Raw genomic sequence first — 15,043 nt, 5'->3', positions numbered from 1 at the left:
ACAGCGTCCAGGGCCTGGCCGAGATGCGCCGGATGATCGGGCTGCTGCGGGAGGGCGGCGCGGAGGACCCGGCCGCCCAGCCGCGGCTGGCCGAGCTCGGGCGGCTCGTCCGGGGCAGCGCGCGGTCGGACCTGTCGGCGCGGCTGGAGGTCACCGGCGACCCGCCCGAGCTGCCGGCGGCGGTCGAGCTGGCCGCCTACCGGATCGTCCAGGAGGCGCTGACCAACGCGCTGAAGCACGCCGGGCCCGGCCACGCCGACGTGCGGGTCGCCTACGGCGGCAGGCGCGTGGTGATCGACGTGCTCAGCCCGCTGGGCCGGACGGCTCGCGGCTGCCCGGCACCGGAAGCGGCCTGGTCGGGATGCGCGAGCGGGCCGTCATGCTCGCCGGGGAGTTCGACGCGGGCCCGGACGGCGCGCACTGGCGCGTGCACGCCGAGCTGCCCGTCGACCATCTGCAGGGTGGGAGGGCGTCATGATCGAGGTGCTGGTCGCCGACGACCAGGCGGCGGTGCGGGCGGGCCTGGTGCTGATCCTCGGGTCCGCCCCCGACGTCCGGGTGGTCGGGGAGGCCGCCGACGGGGCGCGGGCGGTGGAGCTGGCCCGGGAGCTGCGCCCGGACGTGGTGCTCATGGACGTGCGCATGCCCCGCCTGGACGGCATCGCCGCCACCCGGGAGATCGCGGGCTTCACCGACGTCCTGGTGCTGACGACGTTCGACATGGACGAGTACGTGTTCGGCGCCCTGCGGGCGGGGGCCGCCGGGTTCCTGCTCAAGGACGTCGACGCCGACAGGCTGGTGGACGCCGTGCGGACCGTGGCGGCGGGGGAGGGGATCATCGCCCCGAAGGTCACCCGGCGGCTCATCGGCGCCTTCGCGTCCCGGCCCGCCGCGCCCGCGGAGACGCCGGGCCTGGACGAGCTGACGCCGCGCGAGCGGGAGGTGTTCCGGTGCCTCGGCGAGGGGCTGTCCAACGGGCAGATCGCGGCCCGCCTCGCCATGGCCGAGACGACCACCAAGACGCACGTCAGCCGCATCCTCGGCAAGCTCGGGCTCGCCAGCCGCGTCCAGGCGGCCATCCTCGCCCAGGAGACGGCCGCTCGCGGCCTTTTCCCCCTTGATCCACATAAAGGATCATCCGGGGCGTCCTGAGCCCGCAGCGGCGATCTCAGCGCGACATCGCCCGGATCAGGTCGGCGACGCGGACGATGCCGAGGCAGCGCCCCACCTCGTCCACCACGACCAGGTCGTCGTAGACGCGGTCGTCGTCCGCCCCCGCGGCGCGCAGCGCGGCGACCGCCGGGACGGTGCGCGGCACCGGCCGCGGCGGGTCGGCGAGCCGCGCGGCCGGCCTCCGCGCGTGCAGGGCGTGCCCGTAGGCGCCCGACAGCTGGAGCAGGAACCGGGTCCGGTGGACGGTGTGCAGGGGACGCTGCCGGTCGTCCACGAGGACGACGCAGGTCGCGCCGGTCTCGGCGGTCAGCACGTCGAGGACCTCGCCCGCGGTCGCCGTGTGCGGCAGCGACACCGCGGGCAGCGTGAACTCCGACACCCGCGGGCCGAGGTCGGCGCCGGGCCGCGGGGGCGCCGCGTGCCCGGCCGTCACCGGGATGCTGACCGGCATGCCGGGGCGCCACTCCGGCGGCGCGAGGGCCGGCCCCTGGACGAGCCGGACGCCCGCCGCGCGCAGGTGCATCACCTGGTCGGGCGTCGCCATCCCGGGTGCGAGGACGTGCGTCTCCAGCCGGTGCGCCAGCTCCACCAGGCCCGCCACGAGCGCCGACCGGCGGGGCTCGGTGAGCGCGGCGCGGGCCAGCTCGGGGTCGAGCTTGAGCAGATAGGACGCGCCGTCCGCCATCAGGTCCAGCGGGGCGTGCGCGGAGCCGAGCCCGGCGAGCCCGACGAGGTAGCCGGTGCGGCGCAGCGCCGAGAGCGCGGCGTTCAGGGGCGGGCGCCGGGCGGGCGGGAACCCGCCGGTGACGCAGAGGATGATCTCCTGCGGGCGCCGGCCGGTGCGGCCGAGCCCGCGGTGCAGCTCGCCCAGCAGGTCCTCGCCCGCCGCGAGGGTCTCGGCGCGCAGCCCGATCTGCAGCGGTAGCGGCGTGCCGAGGCCGGCGGCGGCGCGGGCCGCCTCGACCGCGCGGCGCACGTCCTCGGAGGCGGGGTCGGATCGCACCGGCGCCCGGGACGGCGCGGCGTGCGCCTCCACGGCGACGACGGCGCCCGTGCCGAGGTCGACGACGGGATGGAAGACCGCCCGGGCCGGGAGGAGCGCATCGAGGGTGTCGGTGGCGGACACACGCGCATCATGACCCCCATACGACGACGAAACCACACCTGTCAGGAGAAGTTAACCGACAGTTCTTCCAGGTCGCGGCCATGGACGACGGACGGCTGGACGACGGACGGGAGGCGGAGCGTCACAGCCCGCGGCCGGCGGCCGCCGCCGACAGCAGGTACGTCACCCCGGCGACGGCCGCCAGCCACGCGTAGGGGGCGACGTCGGCGCCGCGCAGCGCCTGGACGACGAGCGCGGCGACGACCGCGACGGTCAGCATGTCGCCCGTCATGGCGGCGGCGCGCAGGTGCGCGCGGGCCCGGGTGCCGGACCCGAACGACTCGCTGAACGGCAGCGCCGGCTCGTTGCGCCGGTACGCGAGGTAGGCGGCGTACCCGGCGAGCGCGGCGAGCGCGACCAGGGCCGTTCCCGACCGCCCGTCGGCGGCCAGCACGGCCCCGACCACCACACCGGCGCCGAGGACGAGCCCTGGCACGGCCCAGCGGCTGAGACTGCGGCGTTCGGGAGCGATCCACATGGCGCTCATCCTCCCTGATCCGCGCGTGCGGCGGACCGTCAACGCGCCGGGCGGTATCTTCTCGCATCGTGGCGCAATTTCGGTTGAACGGCTCGAAGATGCTCGCCGTCGACCTCGGCGGGGAGACCATCAGGGCGCTGAACGGCTCCATGGTCGCCTACGAGGGGCAGATGGCGTTCAAACGGCAGGGCATGACGGGCGGGGAGGGCCTGCGCGGCGCTCTCAAGCGCAGGATCGCCGGCGAGGGCATGACCCTCATGGAGATCACCGGGCAGGGGACGGTCTACCTGGCGAGCGAGGCGACGGAGGTCACGCTCGTCCAGCTCACCGGCGACACGCTCTTCGTGGAGTCGGAGAGCCTCCTCGCCCTCGACGGGAACCTGCAGACCGGCGTGCAGTTCGTCGGCCTGCGGGGCATGGGCACCGGCCAGGGGCTCGCCACCACCAAGGTGGACGGCCACGGGACGGTCGCGATCCTCTCCCAGGGGCCCGCGATCGCGCTGGAGGTGACACCGCAGACGCCGCTGTGCGTCGACCCGCACGCCTACGTCTGCCATCACGGGCAGCTCCAGCAGGACGTGGTCACCGACGTCAACTGGCGGACGGTGATAGGCCAGGGATCGGGGGAGAGCGTGCAGTTCCGGTATCAGGGGCACGGGCTGGTCTACGTCCAGCCCGCTGAACGCGGTGGAATCTTGGAGATCTGATGCCGGGCTACCAGTCGATCAACTCCAAGATGCTCCAGGTGCCGATCGGGCCGGGGCAGGAGGTCTACAGCAAGCGCGGCGCGATGCTCGCCTACACCGGGCCGGTGTCGTTCGCCCCGTCCACCACGGCCGGGCAGGGCATGGGCGGCGCCATCGGGCGCGCCGTCGCCGGCGAACGCAGCGCGATGATGCACGTGACCGGGCAGGGCACCGTCATGTTCGGCCACGGCGGCCTGCACGTCACGGTCATCGACCTGAACGGCGCCGACACCCTGTACGCCGAGGCCGACCGGCTCCTGGTGCACGACGCGACCCTGCAGGTCGGGACGATGTTCATGGGCGAGCAGGGCGGCGTCCGCGGGATCGTCCGCGGCGCGGTCACCGGGCAGGGCCTGTTCACCACGACGCTCACGGGGCACGGCTCGTGCGCGCTGCTGTCGCACGGCGGCGTGATGGAGCTGCCGATCGGCCCGCAGCGTCCCGTGCACGTCGACCCGCAGGCCTACGTGGCCCACCGCGGCCAGGTGGAGAACAAGCTCACCGCCGCGGCGGGCCTGCGCGACCTGGTCGGTCGCGGCTCCGGCGAGGCGTTCCAGCTGCAGCTGAGCGGTTCCGGCGTCGTCTACGTCCAGGCCAGCGAGAGGAAGATCTGACCGTGAGCACGTTCGGCACGCAGACCTGGAACCCGCACACCCTCCCGGCCAACGACAACGTCAACCCCTACGCCTTCAGCGTCGACCTCAACGGGCAGTGGTTCGCGCAGAAGGGCAAGATGATCGCCTACTACGGGCAGATCAGGTTCGAGGCGCTGTCGGCGGGCCCGCTGGACTCCCTCGTCGCGCACGCCTTCAACTCGCCGCTGTACGCGCAGGACTGGATCGTCGCGCAGGGGCAGGGCAAGCTCGTCCTCGCCGACCGCGGGTTCGACGTCAACTCCTTCGACCTGGAGAACGGCAACCTGACCGTCCGGGCCGGGAACCTGCTGGCGTTCGAGCCCGGCCTGGAGCTCAAGCAGTCGATCATCCCCGGGTTCCTGACGCTGATCGGCACGGGGCGGTTCGTGGCCGCCTCCAACGGGCCCGTCCACTTCGTGGAGCCGCCGATCCGGGTCGACCCGCAGGCGCTGCTCGGCTGGGCCGACTGCCCCTCCCCGTGCCACCACTACGACCACTCCTACATGCGCGGGGCGTTCGGCGCCGCCCGGATGGTCTTCGGGATCGGCGGCTCGTCGGGCGAGGAGCACCAGTTCGACTTCACCGGCCAGGGGACCGTGCTGATGCAGTCGTCCGAGGTCGTGATGAACGAGGACGTCCTGCTGCGCGACCTGGAGGGCCAGATCGGGCTGGTGGGCACGTCCGGCCTCCAGCGGCTCCAGCAGACGATCACCCGGCGGCTGTCGGCCGAGCGCCAGGGCTGAGCCCCCCGGGGGCCCGGACGCCGGGCCCCCGGGCAGGCGTCACGCCTCGGGGTCGGGCGCGGGCTTCATCACGTGGAACGGCACCCCGAACGGGTCGCGGACGGCCGCCGACCGCCCGTACGGGCTGTCCTGCGGCTCGGCGTCGACCGTGCCGCCTCCCGCGCGGACCTTGCGGACCGCCTCGTCGGCGTCGTCGACGGCGAAGTACGTCGTCCAGGACGAGACGGGCCCGCCGCCGCCGAGGACGATGGTCGAGCCGCCGAGGATGCCGCCGATGTAGCGGCCGTCGCCGGGGCGCTTCAGGGCGGTGTAGTCCATGCCGGGCACCGCCTCCGGCTCGTAGCCGAACACCGCCGTGTAGAACTCGCCGGCGGCCGCCGAGTCCTGCGTGACCAGCTCGTTCCAGACGAACGACCCGGGGTCGTTGACGATCCGCGAGCCCGGGTGGTTGCGGCCCTGCCACAGGCCGAACTGCCCGCCCTGCGGGTCCCTGACGATCGCCATGCGCCCCAGGTCCATCACGTCCATGGCCGGGACGACGACCTCGCCGCCCGCGTCCGTGACGCGCTTGACGGTCCCGTCGCAGTCGTCGGCGGCGAAGTAGACGTCCCACCAGTACACGTCCGGCTCGTCCTCGGGGTTCGTCATCATCCCGGCGACGGGCTCGCCGCGCAGGGTGCACAGGTTGTAGTGGCCGCCCTCCGGCCCCGTGTCCTCGAACCGCCAGCCGAAGAGCTCCCCGTAGAACGTCTTGGCCCGGTCGAGGTCGGGCACGCCGATGTCGAGCCAGTTGGGCGTCCCGTCGGGCACGTTGCCCGTGACATGGGTCATCCGACTCACACTCCTTCGTGCTGGGACCGTTGGCCCCGATGTCGTCCCGTCGCACGTCCCCCACCGTCCATCCTCGCCCCGCGAGCCCCGTTCACACATCCGCCGGGCACCATGGGCATGGCCGGGACCGGCATGGCCGGGTCCGGCCGCCGTTCTCCGGCCCCCACCCGCCGCGGCCGGGCGGACGAGCCCGGCCCGGCCGTCACGTACACTGGACGGATGGTTCCGCTCCCGAACTGACAGGCCGCACAGCGCGCCCCGGTCACGCGACCGCGCGGCGCGCTGTTTCGTGCGTCCGTCCATCGAGCCGTCCCTCCAGGGGAGCCCAGTCACTGTGATCATCGCGAAAGACGTCGAGCTGCGCGCCGGTTCCCGGCTGCTGATCGAGGCCGCCACGTTCCGGGTCAACCCCGGCGACCGGGTCGGCTTCGTCGGCCGCAACGGCGCCGGCAAGACGACCCTCACCAAGGTCCTGGCGGGGGAGGCGCTGCCCGCGCAGGGCGCCGTGACGTCCTCCGGCACGATCGGCTACCTGCCGCAGGACCCGCGCGGCGTCGACCTGGCCGAGCTGGCCCGCGACCGGATCCTGTCCGCCCGCGGGCTGGACGAGGTGATCCGCGAGCTGCGCGCCGCGGAGGACGCCATGGCGACCGCGACGGGCGCCGACCGCGACAAGGCCGTCCGCCGGTACGGGCGCCTGGAGGAGCGGCTGCACGTGCTCGGCGGCTACGGCGCGGAGGCGGAGGCCGCGTCGATCGCCTCCAGCCTCGGCCTCCCCGACCGGGTGATGACCCAGCCGCTCGGGACGCTGTCGGGCGGCCAGCGGCGCCGGGTCGAGCTGGCCCGCATCCTGTTCTCCGGCGCCGACACGCTGCTGCTGGACGAGCCGACGAACCACCTGGACGCCGACTCGGTCGTGTGGCTCCGCGACTTCCTCAAGGGCCACCAGGGCGGCCTCGTGGTGATCAGCCACGACGTGGAGCTGCTGGACGCGGTGGTCAACCGGGTGTTCCACCTGGACGCCAACCGGTGCGTCGTCGACATCTACAACGTCGGCTGGAAGAAGTACCTCGACCAGCGCGAGACCGACGAGCGGCGCCGCAAGCGCGAGTCCGCCAACGCGCATCGGCAGGCCTCGGCGCTGCTGTCGCAGGCCGACAAGATGCGCGCGAAGGCCACCAAGGCGAAGGCCGCCCAGCAGATGGACCGGCGCGCCCGGCAGCTCCTGGCGGGCGTCGAGGGGGAGCGGCAGGCCGACAAGGTCGCCAAGATCCGCTTCCCGGACCCGGCTCCGTGCGGCAAGACCCCCCTCACCGCGGAGGGTTTGTCGAAATCGTACGGATCTTTGGAGATTTTCACCGACGTGGACCTGGCCGTCGACCGGGGCAGCCGCGTCGTCGTCCTCGGCCTTAACGGCGCCGGGAAGACGACGCTGCTGCGCCTGCTGGCGGGCGTCGACAAGCCCGACACAGGCGCGGTGGTCCCCGGCCACGGCCTGCGAATCGGCTACTACGCCCAGGAGCACGAGACCCTGGACGTCGAGCGGTCCGTGCTGGAGAACATGCAGTCGGCCGCGCCCGGCATGATGCCGGTCGAGGTCCGCAAGATCCTCGGCTCGTTCCTGTTCTCCGGCGACGACGTCGACAAGCCCGCGGGCGTGCTGTCCGGCGGCGAGAAGACCCGGCTGGCGCTGGCCATGCTCGTGGTGTCCAGCGCCAACGTGCTGCTGCTGGACGAGCCCACCAACAACCTCGACCCGGCCAGCCGCGCGGAGATCCTCGGGGCGCTGCGGACGTTCGCCGGAGCCATCGTCCTGGTCACCCACGACGAGGGCGCGGTCGAGGCGCTCGCGCCGGAAAGAGTGATTTTGCTCCCGGATGGTGTGGAAGATATCTGGAGTGACGAGTTTGCCGATCTGGTGGCGCTCGCGTGACCTGCGGGGTGACTTCCGCAGATCTTTTCTGGCCGAGTGGGTAGCCGAACCGGCGGGAATGACTGATCATGGCGGGGGATAACGCAGCGGTCACCACATCACTACGGGAGGTACTCGTGGCCGAGACCCTCAAGAAGGGCACCCGCGTGACCGGTGCCGAGCGCGACAAGCTGGCGGCGGACCTGAAGAAGAGGTACGACTCCGGCGAGAGCATCCGCGCCCTGGCAGCCGCCACCGGCCGCTCGTACGGTTTCATCCACCGGATTCTGACCGAGTCCGGCGTCAACCTGCGCGGTCGCGGTGGCGCGACCCGGGGCAAGAAGTCCTGAACGGACACCGGCCCCCGGATGAGCGCACCGCCTGACCCGGCGCCGCGACCGGCCGAGTAAGGTTCGGTCGCGGCGGCGGACAGGTTCCGGGTCCCGCCCCGTGGACGGCGGGGCGGGCCCGGCTTGGCTCATCGAAAGGACGGCCCATGGGGGACGCGACGACCGGCGTGCGGCCGGAAACGGCCACCGGCCCTTCCCAGGAGGGCCCCGCACCGGCGGACCTCGAAGAGGCGGGGCTCCGCCTGGACGTGGACGGCGCGGTCGCGACCGTCACCCTGAACCGGCCCGAGCGGCGCAACGCCATGACCTTCACCACGTGGCGCGGGCTCGCCGCGATCGGGCGCTCCCTGCCCCCGGACGTGCGCGTCGTGGTCCTGCGGGGCGAGGGCCCGTCGTTCTCGGCGGGCATCGACCTCGGCATGTTCTCGGGCGGCGGCGAGGGCTTCGCCGACGGCGCCGACGCCGAGGGCACCGACCGCTTCATCGCCGAGTTGCAGGAGGGCTACACCTGGCTGCGGCGCCCCGGCATCGTCAGTGTGGCGGCGGTGCACGGCCACGCCATCGGCGCCGGCTTCCAGCTCGCGCTGGCCTGCGACATCCGCGTCGTGGCCGACGACGCCAAGTTCTGCATGAAGGAGCCCGCGCTCGGGCTCGTCCCCGACCTGACCGGCACCAAGCCGCTCGTCGAGATCGTCGGCATCGGACGCGCCCTGGAGCTGTGCCTGACCGCCCGGACCGTCCCCGCCGAGGAAGCGGCGCGGATCGGCCTCGCCGAGACCCTGGTGCCGCGCGACGGCCTGGACGCCGCCGTCCGCGACCTGGTCGGCGCGCTGCTCGCCGTCAACCCCGGGGCGGCCGTGGCGACCAAGCGGCTGCTGTGGGAGGCGGCCGAGAACTCCCTCGACGAGCAGTGCGCCGCCGAGCGCCGCGAGCAGATCGGCCGGCTCCGCGAGCTCTTCGGCAAATGACCGGTGGGCCGGAGACGCGCACGCCCCCGGCCCGTCCGAGATCTACTTGAGGGACTCCGCTCCGCCGCGCGCCAGCGGCAGCAGCACCCTGCTGACGCCCGGCCGCACGGTGACCTCGGTCCCCGCCGGGTAGCGGAGCGTGTAGTCGTAGTCGGTCGACAGCAGGACGACGCCGAGCCGGTGCCCGGCCTTCACGACGTAGTCGGTGGGTTCGAGGTCCCACCGGAACGTGTAGGTGCGGCCCGGCTCGACCGGGTCGGTGCGGCCGAGGCCGTGCCGGTTCCGCGCGTCCAGCCACCCCCGCGTGACGATCTTGTAGGGGGCCGTCTCGGTCCGCAGCACCTGCCGGGTCGTGCAGCCGGAGTCGCCCGGCACGCTCTGCCCGAAGCAGACCTCCTGGCCGGTGCCGTCGCGGGCGCCCGTGGGACGGGCGTCGGTGCCGTAGTCGACCAGCAGCGCCGTCAGGTACGGCGACCGCTCCCAGTCCCGTGTGGGGGGACGCCCCCCCACACCCCCCGGAACCCCGTCAAGCGATGCCCGCAGCGACACGGAAGGGACGCCGTCCACCCGGACGGGCCGGGGCAGCGGCCCGGTCAGGTAGGCGAGCCGGTTCGGGTCGGCCTGATTCTCGTTGACCAGGAGCTGCTCGGCGGTGCGGGTCTTGCCGGCGTCGGTGAACGACTGCGGCCCGCCGGGCACCGGGCGCGGGCCGAGGGTGCCGGGCTGTCCGGCCGGCCCGGCGTTCAGGCTCACCGGGACGGTGCGGGTGCCCGGGACGGGCCAGTCCCTCGCCGTCTCCCACGTCCCGTCGGCGCGCTCGACGTCGACGCGCGGTTCCTTCTCGATCCCGTTGCGGATGCCGTAGAGGTACCGGTCGAACCAGTGGTGCGTCTGCCGCAGCCACTCCTCGACGCGCCACCGGAACGGCGTGGCGTGGTTGCCCTGGTGCAGCCACAGCTTGCGCGGCACACCGGCTTTCTTGAGGGCGTTCCACCACTGCACGGAGTTCTTGACCTTGACGTTCCAGTCGTTCAGCCCGTGCACGACCATGACCGCGGCGCGGACGTCGCGCGCCTGACCGACGTAGTCGCGTTCGGCCCACACCTTGGAGTAGTCGCCGGTCTCCCGGTCCTGGGTCGCCTCGATGTCGTCGATGACCTTCGCGCAGACCTCGGGGTTCTGCCGGGTGAGCACCGCCTTGGCCAGGACGTCCAGGTCCTCGCCCTGGAAGCCGCCGGGCGCGACGACGCCGCCGTTCGCGCGGTAGTAGTCGTACCAGCTGGAGATCCCGGCGATCGGGACGATCGCCTTCAGCCCCCGCACGCCGGTGGCGGCGGCCATGTTCGGCAGGGTCCCGTTGTAGGACTGGCCGATCATGCCGACGTCGCCGGTGGACCAGGCCGCCTTCACCGGCTTCCCGTCGGGCGACCAGCCCCGGGCGCGGCCGTTGAGCCAGTCGACGGCGGCCTTGGCGCCCGCCTGCTCGCTGCGGTCGCCGGACGTCGGGCAGCCGGTCGAGCCGCCCGTCCCGATGCTGTCGAGGTTCGCGACGGCGTACCCGCGCGGCAGGAAGTAGTTGTCGTAGTAACCGGGGAAGATCTCCGCGAGGTTCCGGTGCGTCGTGGTCAGCGAGCGCGCCCGCGCGTCGCCGATGTCGACGGGGTGGTTCGGGACGTCGTTGATGCCGGCCCAGTACGGGCTGGGCTCCAGGATCGTGGGTACCTTGAGACCGGCGGTGGCGGTCTCCTTCGGCCGCATGATCCGCATCTGCACGCGGTCCCGCACGCCGTCGCGGTCGCTGTCGGCGGTCGTCTCGATCATGACGGTCTGGGTGACGGCGTCGGCGCGGGAGAACACCGGCTGGGTCTCGCCGCCCCGCACGGTCACCTGGTGCGCGCCGGGGGCCGGCCTCGTGGGTCCGGCCGCCGCCGCGGGCGCCGCGGTCGCGGCGAGGGCGGCGGTGAGGGTGATCACGCCGGCGCCGCCGGCGAGGCGTCTTCTCATGGGGGCTCCTGGGGGGTGTGAGCCTGGCGGTGACGATCACGCTCGCACCGGCGGGACGCCTTGTCCAGAGGCGGTTACGCCGTGAGCGGAGCCGGGAAGGCACGAGGCCGGGCGCGCGTTGACCCGGCCGGACACTTGAGATGCTTACTTGATTACGTCGACATCCGGAGGCGCTCGTGGGAATGCCGGGAATGCCGGGCAACGGCTGGCAGGTGATGGCCTCGTTCCGCAAGGACAGCTCCGTCACCCGGCAGAAGCTCAAGCCCGGCACCGTGCGGCGGATCGCGGGCTACGCCCGGCCCTACGTCCGCGAGCTGGTGCTGTTCCTCGGGCTGAACACGATCTCCGCGCTGATCGTCGTCGCCAACCCGCTGCTGCTCAAGGGGATCATCGACCAGGGCATCGTGCCCGGACGGCAGGGCATCGTCATCTGGCTCGCCGCCGCCGTCGCCGGGCTCGCCGTGGTCGAGGCGGTGCTGGGCCTCGTGCAGCGCTGGTACTCGGCGCGCGTCGGCGAGGGACTGATCTACGACCTGCGGAGCCAGGTGTTCGCGCACGTCCAGCGGCAGCCCGTCGCGTTCTTCATGCGGGCGCAGACGGGCTCGCTCGTCAGCCGCCTCAACAACGACGTCATCGGCGCGCAGCGCGCCCTCACCACCACCCTGTCGTCGGTGGTGTCCAACGTGATCAGCCTGGTCCTGGTGCTGGTGACGATGCTGATCCTGTCGTGGCAGGTCACGCTGATCGCGCTGCTGCTCCTGCCGATCTTCATCCTGCCGGCCAAGTGGGTCGGCAAGCGGCTCCAGCGCGTCAGCCGCGAGCAGATGGTGCTGGACGCCGAGATGGGCTCGCTGATGACCGAGCGGTTCAACGTCGCCGGCGCCATGCTCGCCAAGCTCTACGGTCGCCCCGCCGAGGAGGAGGAGAACTTCTCCGGGCGCGCCGCCCGCGTCCGCGACGTCGGGATCGTGGCCGCCATGTACGGGCGGGTCTTCTTCACCGCGCTGACGCTGGTCGCCGCGCTCGCCACCGCCATGGTCTACGGCGTCGGCGGCTACCTGGTCGTGGACGGCACCTTCCAGCTGGGCACGCTCGTCGCGCTCGCCACCCTGCTGACCCGCATGTACGGGCCGCTCACCGCCCTGTCGAACGTCCACGTCGACGTGATGACCGCGCTGGTGAGCTTCGACCGGGTCTTCGAGGTGCTCGACCTCAAGCCGCTCATCCGCGACCGCGACGGCGCCCGCGCGCTCGCCGAGGCGCGCTCCTCGGGGAACGGCGGCGGGCCCGCCCTGACCAAGGCGCCGGCGATCGAGTTCGACCGCGTCCGGTTCGCCTACCCGTCGGCGGAGGAGGTGTCGCTGGCCTCGCTGGAGTCGATCGCGCGCACCGACACCGCGCCCGGCCGGGAGGTGCTGCACGACGTGTCCTTCAGCGCCGCGCCGGGGCAGCTCGTGGCGCTGGTCGGGCCGTCCGGCGCCGGCAAGTCGACGATCACGCACCTGGTGTCGCGGCTCTACGACGTGTCCGGCGGCGCGGTGCGGATCGGGGGCGCCGACGTCCGCGACGTCACCCTGGAATCGCTGCGGGCCGAGGTCGGCGTCGTCAGCCAGGACGCGCACCTGTTCCACGACTCGATCCGCGAGAACATGCGCTACGCGCGCCCGGACGCCACCGACGAGGAGATCCTCGCCGCGCTGGACGCCGCGCAGATCGGCGATCTCGTCGGCGCGATGCCCGAGGGCCTGGACACCGTGGTCGGCGATCGCGGCTACCGGCTGTCGGGCGGGGAGAAGCAGCGCCTCTCGATCGCCCGGCTGCTGCTCAAGGCGCCCTCGGTGGTCGTCCTCGACGAGGCGACCGCGCACCTGGACTCCGAGTCCGAGGCGGCCGTCCAGCGGGCGCTGCGCACCGCGCTCGCGGGCCGGACGTCCCTGGTGATCGCGCACCGGCTGTCCACGATCCGGGAGGCCGACCAGATCCTGGTGATCGAGGAGGGCCGGGTGGCCGAGCGCGGCCGGCACGAGGAGCTGCTGCTGGAGGGCGGCCTGTACGCCGAGCTGTACCGCACGCAGTTCTCCCGCCGCCGCGAGGAGGAGGAGCGGGAGACCGAGCCGCTCGGCGCCGAATGACGGCGCTCAGGCGTCGGAGCCGAGCCGGTAGCCGAGCCGGCGCAGCTCGGTGCCGGCGACCTTCTCGACCTGGGCGGCCTGCCGCGGGGTGAGGCGCTCGCGCCAGGACCCGACGCCCGGGTCGGCGGCGTCGCGCGCCCCGGCACGCACCAGGCCCGTCAGAGCGGTCTTGGACAGCGGCGCGTCCAGGTACTCCGCCAGGTCGGCGGCGACGTGGCGCGGCTTGGCGACGAGCTCCTCGTAGCGGACGGTGAACAGCTGGTCCTCGGGCACCTGGAGCCGCAGCCTGGCGCTGAGCCGCACCGAGCCGCGCCACCGCAGCGCGCACTTGACGGCGGCGGCCGCGCGGGGCCACCGGTCGCGCTCGGTGTGGTCCTCGACGCCGAAGAACGGGTTCGGGAACACCGTGTCGAGGTTGGCGAGGCCGGGCTTGAACCAGGCCAGGCAGCGCTCGTCGGCGAGCATGTCGGCGACCGCGTCCCGGCCGTCCCGGATCAGCTGGACGAGCTGGGCGTCGGGGAACGCGTCCAGGATCACGTCGGCGCTGTAGATCAGGTCGGGGGAGGCGTCGGCGAACCGGGCGAGCCCGTGCGGCTCCACGCAGGGCCCCGGCAGGTCGGCGTCGGGCACCGGGCGGCCGGGGGGCGCCGGCGGGCGCGGCGGCAGCCCGGCCAGCTCCCGGCACTCGTCCGGGCACTCCGCGCAGGCGCGCGCCGAGACCTGCCACGCCTGCGCGTAGGCGTCCCGCAGCACCCGCGCGGCGCCCTTCCCGCGCTCGGAGGCGATCGACGGCTGCCGGGCGAACGCGTAGGTCACGCGCAGGACCCCGGGCCGGCCGGTGGTCAGGTGGAAGCCGGGGGAGCGCTTGACCGCGCGCGCCAGGAGCTCCGCACCCGAGTGCGGAGCGCCCAGGATGAACACCGGGCGGCGGACCTTGGTGCCGTTGATCACCAAGATGTGCGGCGTCGATCTCATACCGGGCCAAGTTTGTCACCTTTTGAGGCCCGGTCAGGCCGTGACCCTCCGTAAGGGGCGGCCCGATACCCATCCGTTAGCCGCTGCGGACCGGTTCGTTGCGCGAACCACGGGGAGCGTTCCTGGCGCTTACCATGTGGAGGGTGGACGCTCCCCTGACGCTCGCCGAGCTTTTGCCGAAGGCCGGTTCGATCACGGTGCTCACCGGCGCCGGCATCTCCACCGACAGCGGGATCCCCGACTTCCGCGGCCCGCAGGGCGTCTGGACGAAGGACCCGGCGGCCGAGGCGATGTCCACGATCGGCGCCTACCTCGCCGACCCCGAGGTGCGGCGCCGCGCCTGGCGGGCCCGCCGCGACAACCCCGTCTGGGAGGCCGAGCCCAACGCCGCCCACACCGCCCTGGCCGAGCTGGAGCGGGCGGGGCGGCTGCGCGCGCTGATCACCCAGAACATCGACGGGCTGCACCAGCGCGCCGGGTCGTCCGGCGAGAAGGTCATCGAGATCCACGGCACCATGCGGGATGCCGTCTGCCTGTCCTGCGCCCTGCGCACCCCGATGCCCGACATCCTCGCGCGCGTCGACGCGGGGGAGGACGACCCGCCCTGCCTGGAGTGCGGGGGCATCCAGAAGTCCGCGACGATCTCCTTCGGCCAGGCCCTCGACCAGGACGTGCTGGACGCGGCGATCGCCGCCGCCCGCTCCTGCGACCTGTTCCTCGCCGTCGGCACCTCGCTGACGGTCCAGCCCGCCGCCGGGCTCTGCCTGGAGGCGGTCGACCACGGCGCCCGCCTGGTGATCATCAACGCCGAGGAGACCCCGTACGATGGCGTGGCCGACGCGGTGCTGCGGCGGCCGATCGGCGAGACGCTGCCGCGCCTCGCCGGCCTCGCGCTCGGCACGGGGCGATGATCTGTTGGCGGGTCGTGACC

The 15,043-nt window shown here is 73.3% G+C and carries 15 protein-coding genes; 9 read left to right on the top strand and 6 right to left on the bottom strand.

The annotated features are described in order from the left end of the window. Positions 1 to 271: 271 nt before the first annotated feature. Complete coding sequence (locus tag K8Z49_RS07095; RefSeq protein ID WP_412517865.1) at positions 272 to 454, bottom strand: hypothetical protein; 183 nt, start codon at positions 452 to 454, stop codon at positions 272 to 274. Between the two features lie 20 nt (positions 455 to 474). Between K8Z49_RS07095 and K8Z49_RS07090 the strand changes: the two genes are divergently transcribed. After that, positions 475 to 1,152 (top strand): response regulator, encoded by a 678-nt coding sequence (locus K8Z49_RS07090; RefSeq protein WP_021595167.1) that lies wholly within the window; start codon positions 475 to 477, stop codon positions 1,150 to 1,152. A 16-nt stretch (positions 1,153 to 1,168) separates the two neighbouring features. On the opposite strand, the gene K8Z49_RS07085 is transcribed toward K8Z49_RS07090, so the two are convergent. Together K8Z49_RS07085 and K8Z49_RS07080 are read right to left on the bottom strand one after the other, a co-directional pair. Beyond that, on the bottom strand, positions 1,169 to 2,299 hold the full coding sequence (locus K8Z49_RS07085; protein ID WP_024935131.1) for an EAL domain-containing protein: 1,131 nt from the start codon (positions 2,297 to 2,299) through the stop codon (positions 1,169 to 1,171). A gap of 121 nt (positions 2,300 to 2,420) precedes the next feature. Then, positions 2,421 to 2,816 carry a hypothetical protein gene (locus K8Z49_RS07080; protein ID WP_021596732.1) on the bottom strand — a complete coding sequence of 132 codons (396 nt, stop codon included), beginning with the start codon at positions 2,814 to 2,816 and terminating at the stop codon, positions 2,421 to 2,423. 68 nt (positions 2,817 to 2,884) lie between these two features. Here K8Z49_RS07080 and K8Z49_RS07075 point away from each other — a divergent pair, with 68 nt between their 5' ends. From K8Z49_RS07075 to K8Z49_RS07065, 3 genes are read left to right on the top strand one after another with little or no spacing between them, the layout of a single operon-like run. Continuing rightward, positions 2,885 to 3,523, top strand: a complete 639-nt coding sequence (locus K8Z49_RS07075; protein ID WP_235206403.1) for an AIM24 family protein — start codon at positions 2,885 to 2,887, stop codon at positions 3,521 to 3,523. Next, positions 3,523 to 4,176 carry an AIM24 family protein gene (locus K8Z49_RS07070; RefSeq protein ID WP_412517864.1) on the top strand — a complete coding sequence of 218 codons (654 nt, stop codon included), beginning with the start codon at positions 3,523 to 3,525 and terminating at the stop codon, positions 4,174 to 4,176. The genes K8Z49_RS07075 and K8Z49_RS07070 overlap by 1 nt, the downstream gene beginning before the upstream one ends. A 2-nt stretch (positions 4,177 to 4,178) precedes the next feature. Then, positions 4,179 to 4,940: an AIM24 family protein gene (locus K8Z49_RS07065; RefSeq protein WP_021596735.1), complete on the top strand. Its 762-nt coding sequence runs from the start codon at positions 4,179 to 4,181 to the stop codon at positions 4,938 to 4,940. A gap of 39 nt (positions 4,941 to 4,979) precedes the next feature. On the opposite strand, the gene K8Z49_RS07060 is transcribed toward K8Z49_RS07065, so the two are convergent. Further along, positions 4,980 to 5,771, bottom strand: coding sequence for a VOC family protein (locus tag K8Z49_RS07060; protein ID WP_021596736.1), 792 nt, complete (start codon positions 5,769 to 5,771; stop codon positions 4,980 to 4,982). A gap of 334 nt (positions 5,772 to 6,105) precedes the next feature. Here K8Z49_RS07060 and K8Z49_RS07055 point away from each other — a divergent pair, with 334 nt between their 5' ends. From K8Z49_RS07055 to K8Z49_RS07045, 3 genes are all read left to right on the top strand, one after another. After that, positions 6,106 to 7,704, top strand: coding sequence for an ABC-F family ATP-binding cassette domain-containing protein (locus K8Z49_RS07055; protein WP_075024159.1), 1,599 nt, complete (start codon positions 6,106 to 6,108; stop codon positions 7,702 to 7,704). A gap of 116 nt (positions 7,705 to 7,820) precedes the next feature. Then, on the top strand, positions 7,821 to 8,033 hold the full coding sequence (locus tag K8Z49_RS07050) for a helix-turn-helix domain-containing protein (protein ID WP_021596738.1): 213 nt from the start codon (positions 7,821 to 7,823) through the stop codon (positions 8,031 to 8,033). 146 nt (positions 8,034 to 8,179) lie between these two features. Next, positions 8,180 to 9,001 (top strand): enoyl-CoA hydratase/isomerase family protein, encoded by an 822-nt coding sequence (locus tag K8Z49_RS07045; protein WP_021596739.1) that lies wholly within the window; start codon positions 8,180 to 8,182, stop codon positions 8,999 to 9,001. A 42-nt stretch (positions 9,002 to 9,043) separates the two neighbouring features. On the opposite strand, the gene K8Z49_RS07040 is transcribed toward K8Z49_RS07045, so the two are convergent. Then, the gene (locus K8Z49_RS07040) at positions 9,044 to 11,005 is read right to left on the bottom strand and encodes a Xaa-Pro dipeptidyl-peptidase (RefSeq protein ID WP_412517863.1); all 1,962 of its coding nucleotides are present in this window, start codon (positions 11,003 to 11,005) and stop codon (positions 9,044 to 9,046) included. Positions 11,006 to 11,187: 182 nt separating this feature from the next. On the opposite strand from K8Z49_RS07040, the gene K8Z49_RS07035 reads away from it, so the two are divergent. Further along, positions 11,188 to 13,137: an ABC transporter ATP-binding protein gene (locus K8Z49_RS07035; RefSeq protein WP_412521002.1), complete on the top strand. Its 1,950-nt coding sequence runs from the start codon at positions 11,188 to 11,190 to the stop codon at positions 13,135 to 13,137. A 6-nt stretch (positions 13,138 to 13,143) separates the two neighbouring features. Here K8Z49_RS07035 and K8Z49_RS07030 read toward each other — a convergent pair whose 3' ends face one another. Continuing rightward, the gene (locus K8Z49_RS07030) at positions 13,144 to 14,112 is read right to left on the bottom strand and encodes a sulfotransferase family protein (RefSeq protein WP_075024156.1); all 969 of its coding nucleotides are present in this window, start codon (positions 14,110 to 14,112) and stop codon (positions 13,144 to 13,146) included. Between the two features lie 143 nt (positions 14,113 to 14,255). Here K8Z49_RS07030 and K8Z49_RS07025 point away from each other — a divergent pair, with 143 nt between their 5' ends. Next, a complete protein-coding gene (locus K8Z49_RS07025; RefSeq protein ID WP_412517862.1) occupies positions 14,256 to 15,023 on the top strand; it encodes an SIR2 family NAD-dependent protein deacylase in 768 nt (255 codons plus the stop codon). Positions 15,024 to 15,043: the final 20 nt, after the last annotated feature.

The organism is Actinomadura madurae (assembly GCF_047130825.1).
GTDB classification, from domain to species: Bacteria; Actinomycetota; Actinomycetes; order Streptosporangiales; family Streptosporangiaceae; genus Spirillospora; species Spirillospora madurae.
This window is presented reverse-complemented; position numbering and strand designations above follow the sequence as displayed.

Coding starts and splice junctions, on each gene's coding strand:
- K8Z49_RS07095 (WP_412517865.1), bottom strand. CDS start 454: ATGGTCGACGGGCAGCTCGGCGTGCACGCGCCAGTGCGCGCCGTCCGG.
- K8Z49_RS07090 (WP_021595167.1), top strand. CDS start 475: ATGATCGAGGTGCTGGTCGCCGACGACCAGGCGGCGGTGCGGGCGGGC.
- K8Z49_RS07080 (WP_021596732.1), bottom strand. CDS start 2,816: ATGTGGATCGCTCCCGAACGCCGCAGTCTCAGCCGCTGGGCCGTGCCA.
- K8Z49_RS07070 (WP_412517864.1), top strand. CDS start 3,523: ATGCCGGGCTACCAGTCGATCAACTCCAAGATGCTCCAGGTGCCGATC.
- K8Z49_RS07060 (WP_021596736.1), bottom strand. CDS start 5,771: ATGACCCATGTCACGGGCAACGTGCCCGACGGGACGCCCAACTGGCTC.
- K8Z49_RS07045 (WP_021596739.1), top strand. CDS start 8,180: ATGGGGGACGCGACGACCGGCGTGCGGCCGGAAACGGCCACCGGCCCT.
- K8Z49_RS07040 (WP_412517863.1), bottom strand. CDS start 11,005: ATGAGAAGACGCCTCGCCGGCGGCGCCGGCGTGATCACCCTCACCGCC.
- K8Z49_RS07035 (WP_412521002.1), top strand. CDS start 11,188: ATGCCGGGAATGCCGGGCAACGGCTGGCAGGTGATGGCCTCGTTCCGC.
- K8Z49_RS07030 (WP_075024156.1), bottom strand. CDS start 14,112: ATGAGATCGACGCCGCACATCTTGGTGATCAACGGCACCAAGGTCCGC.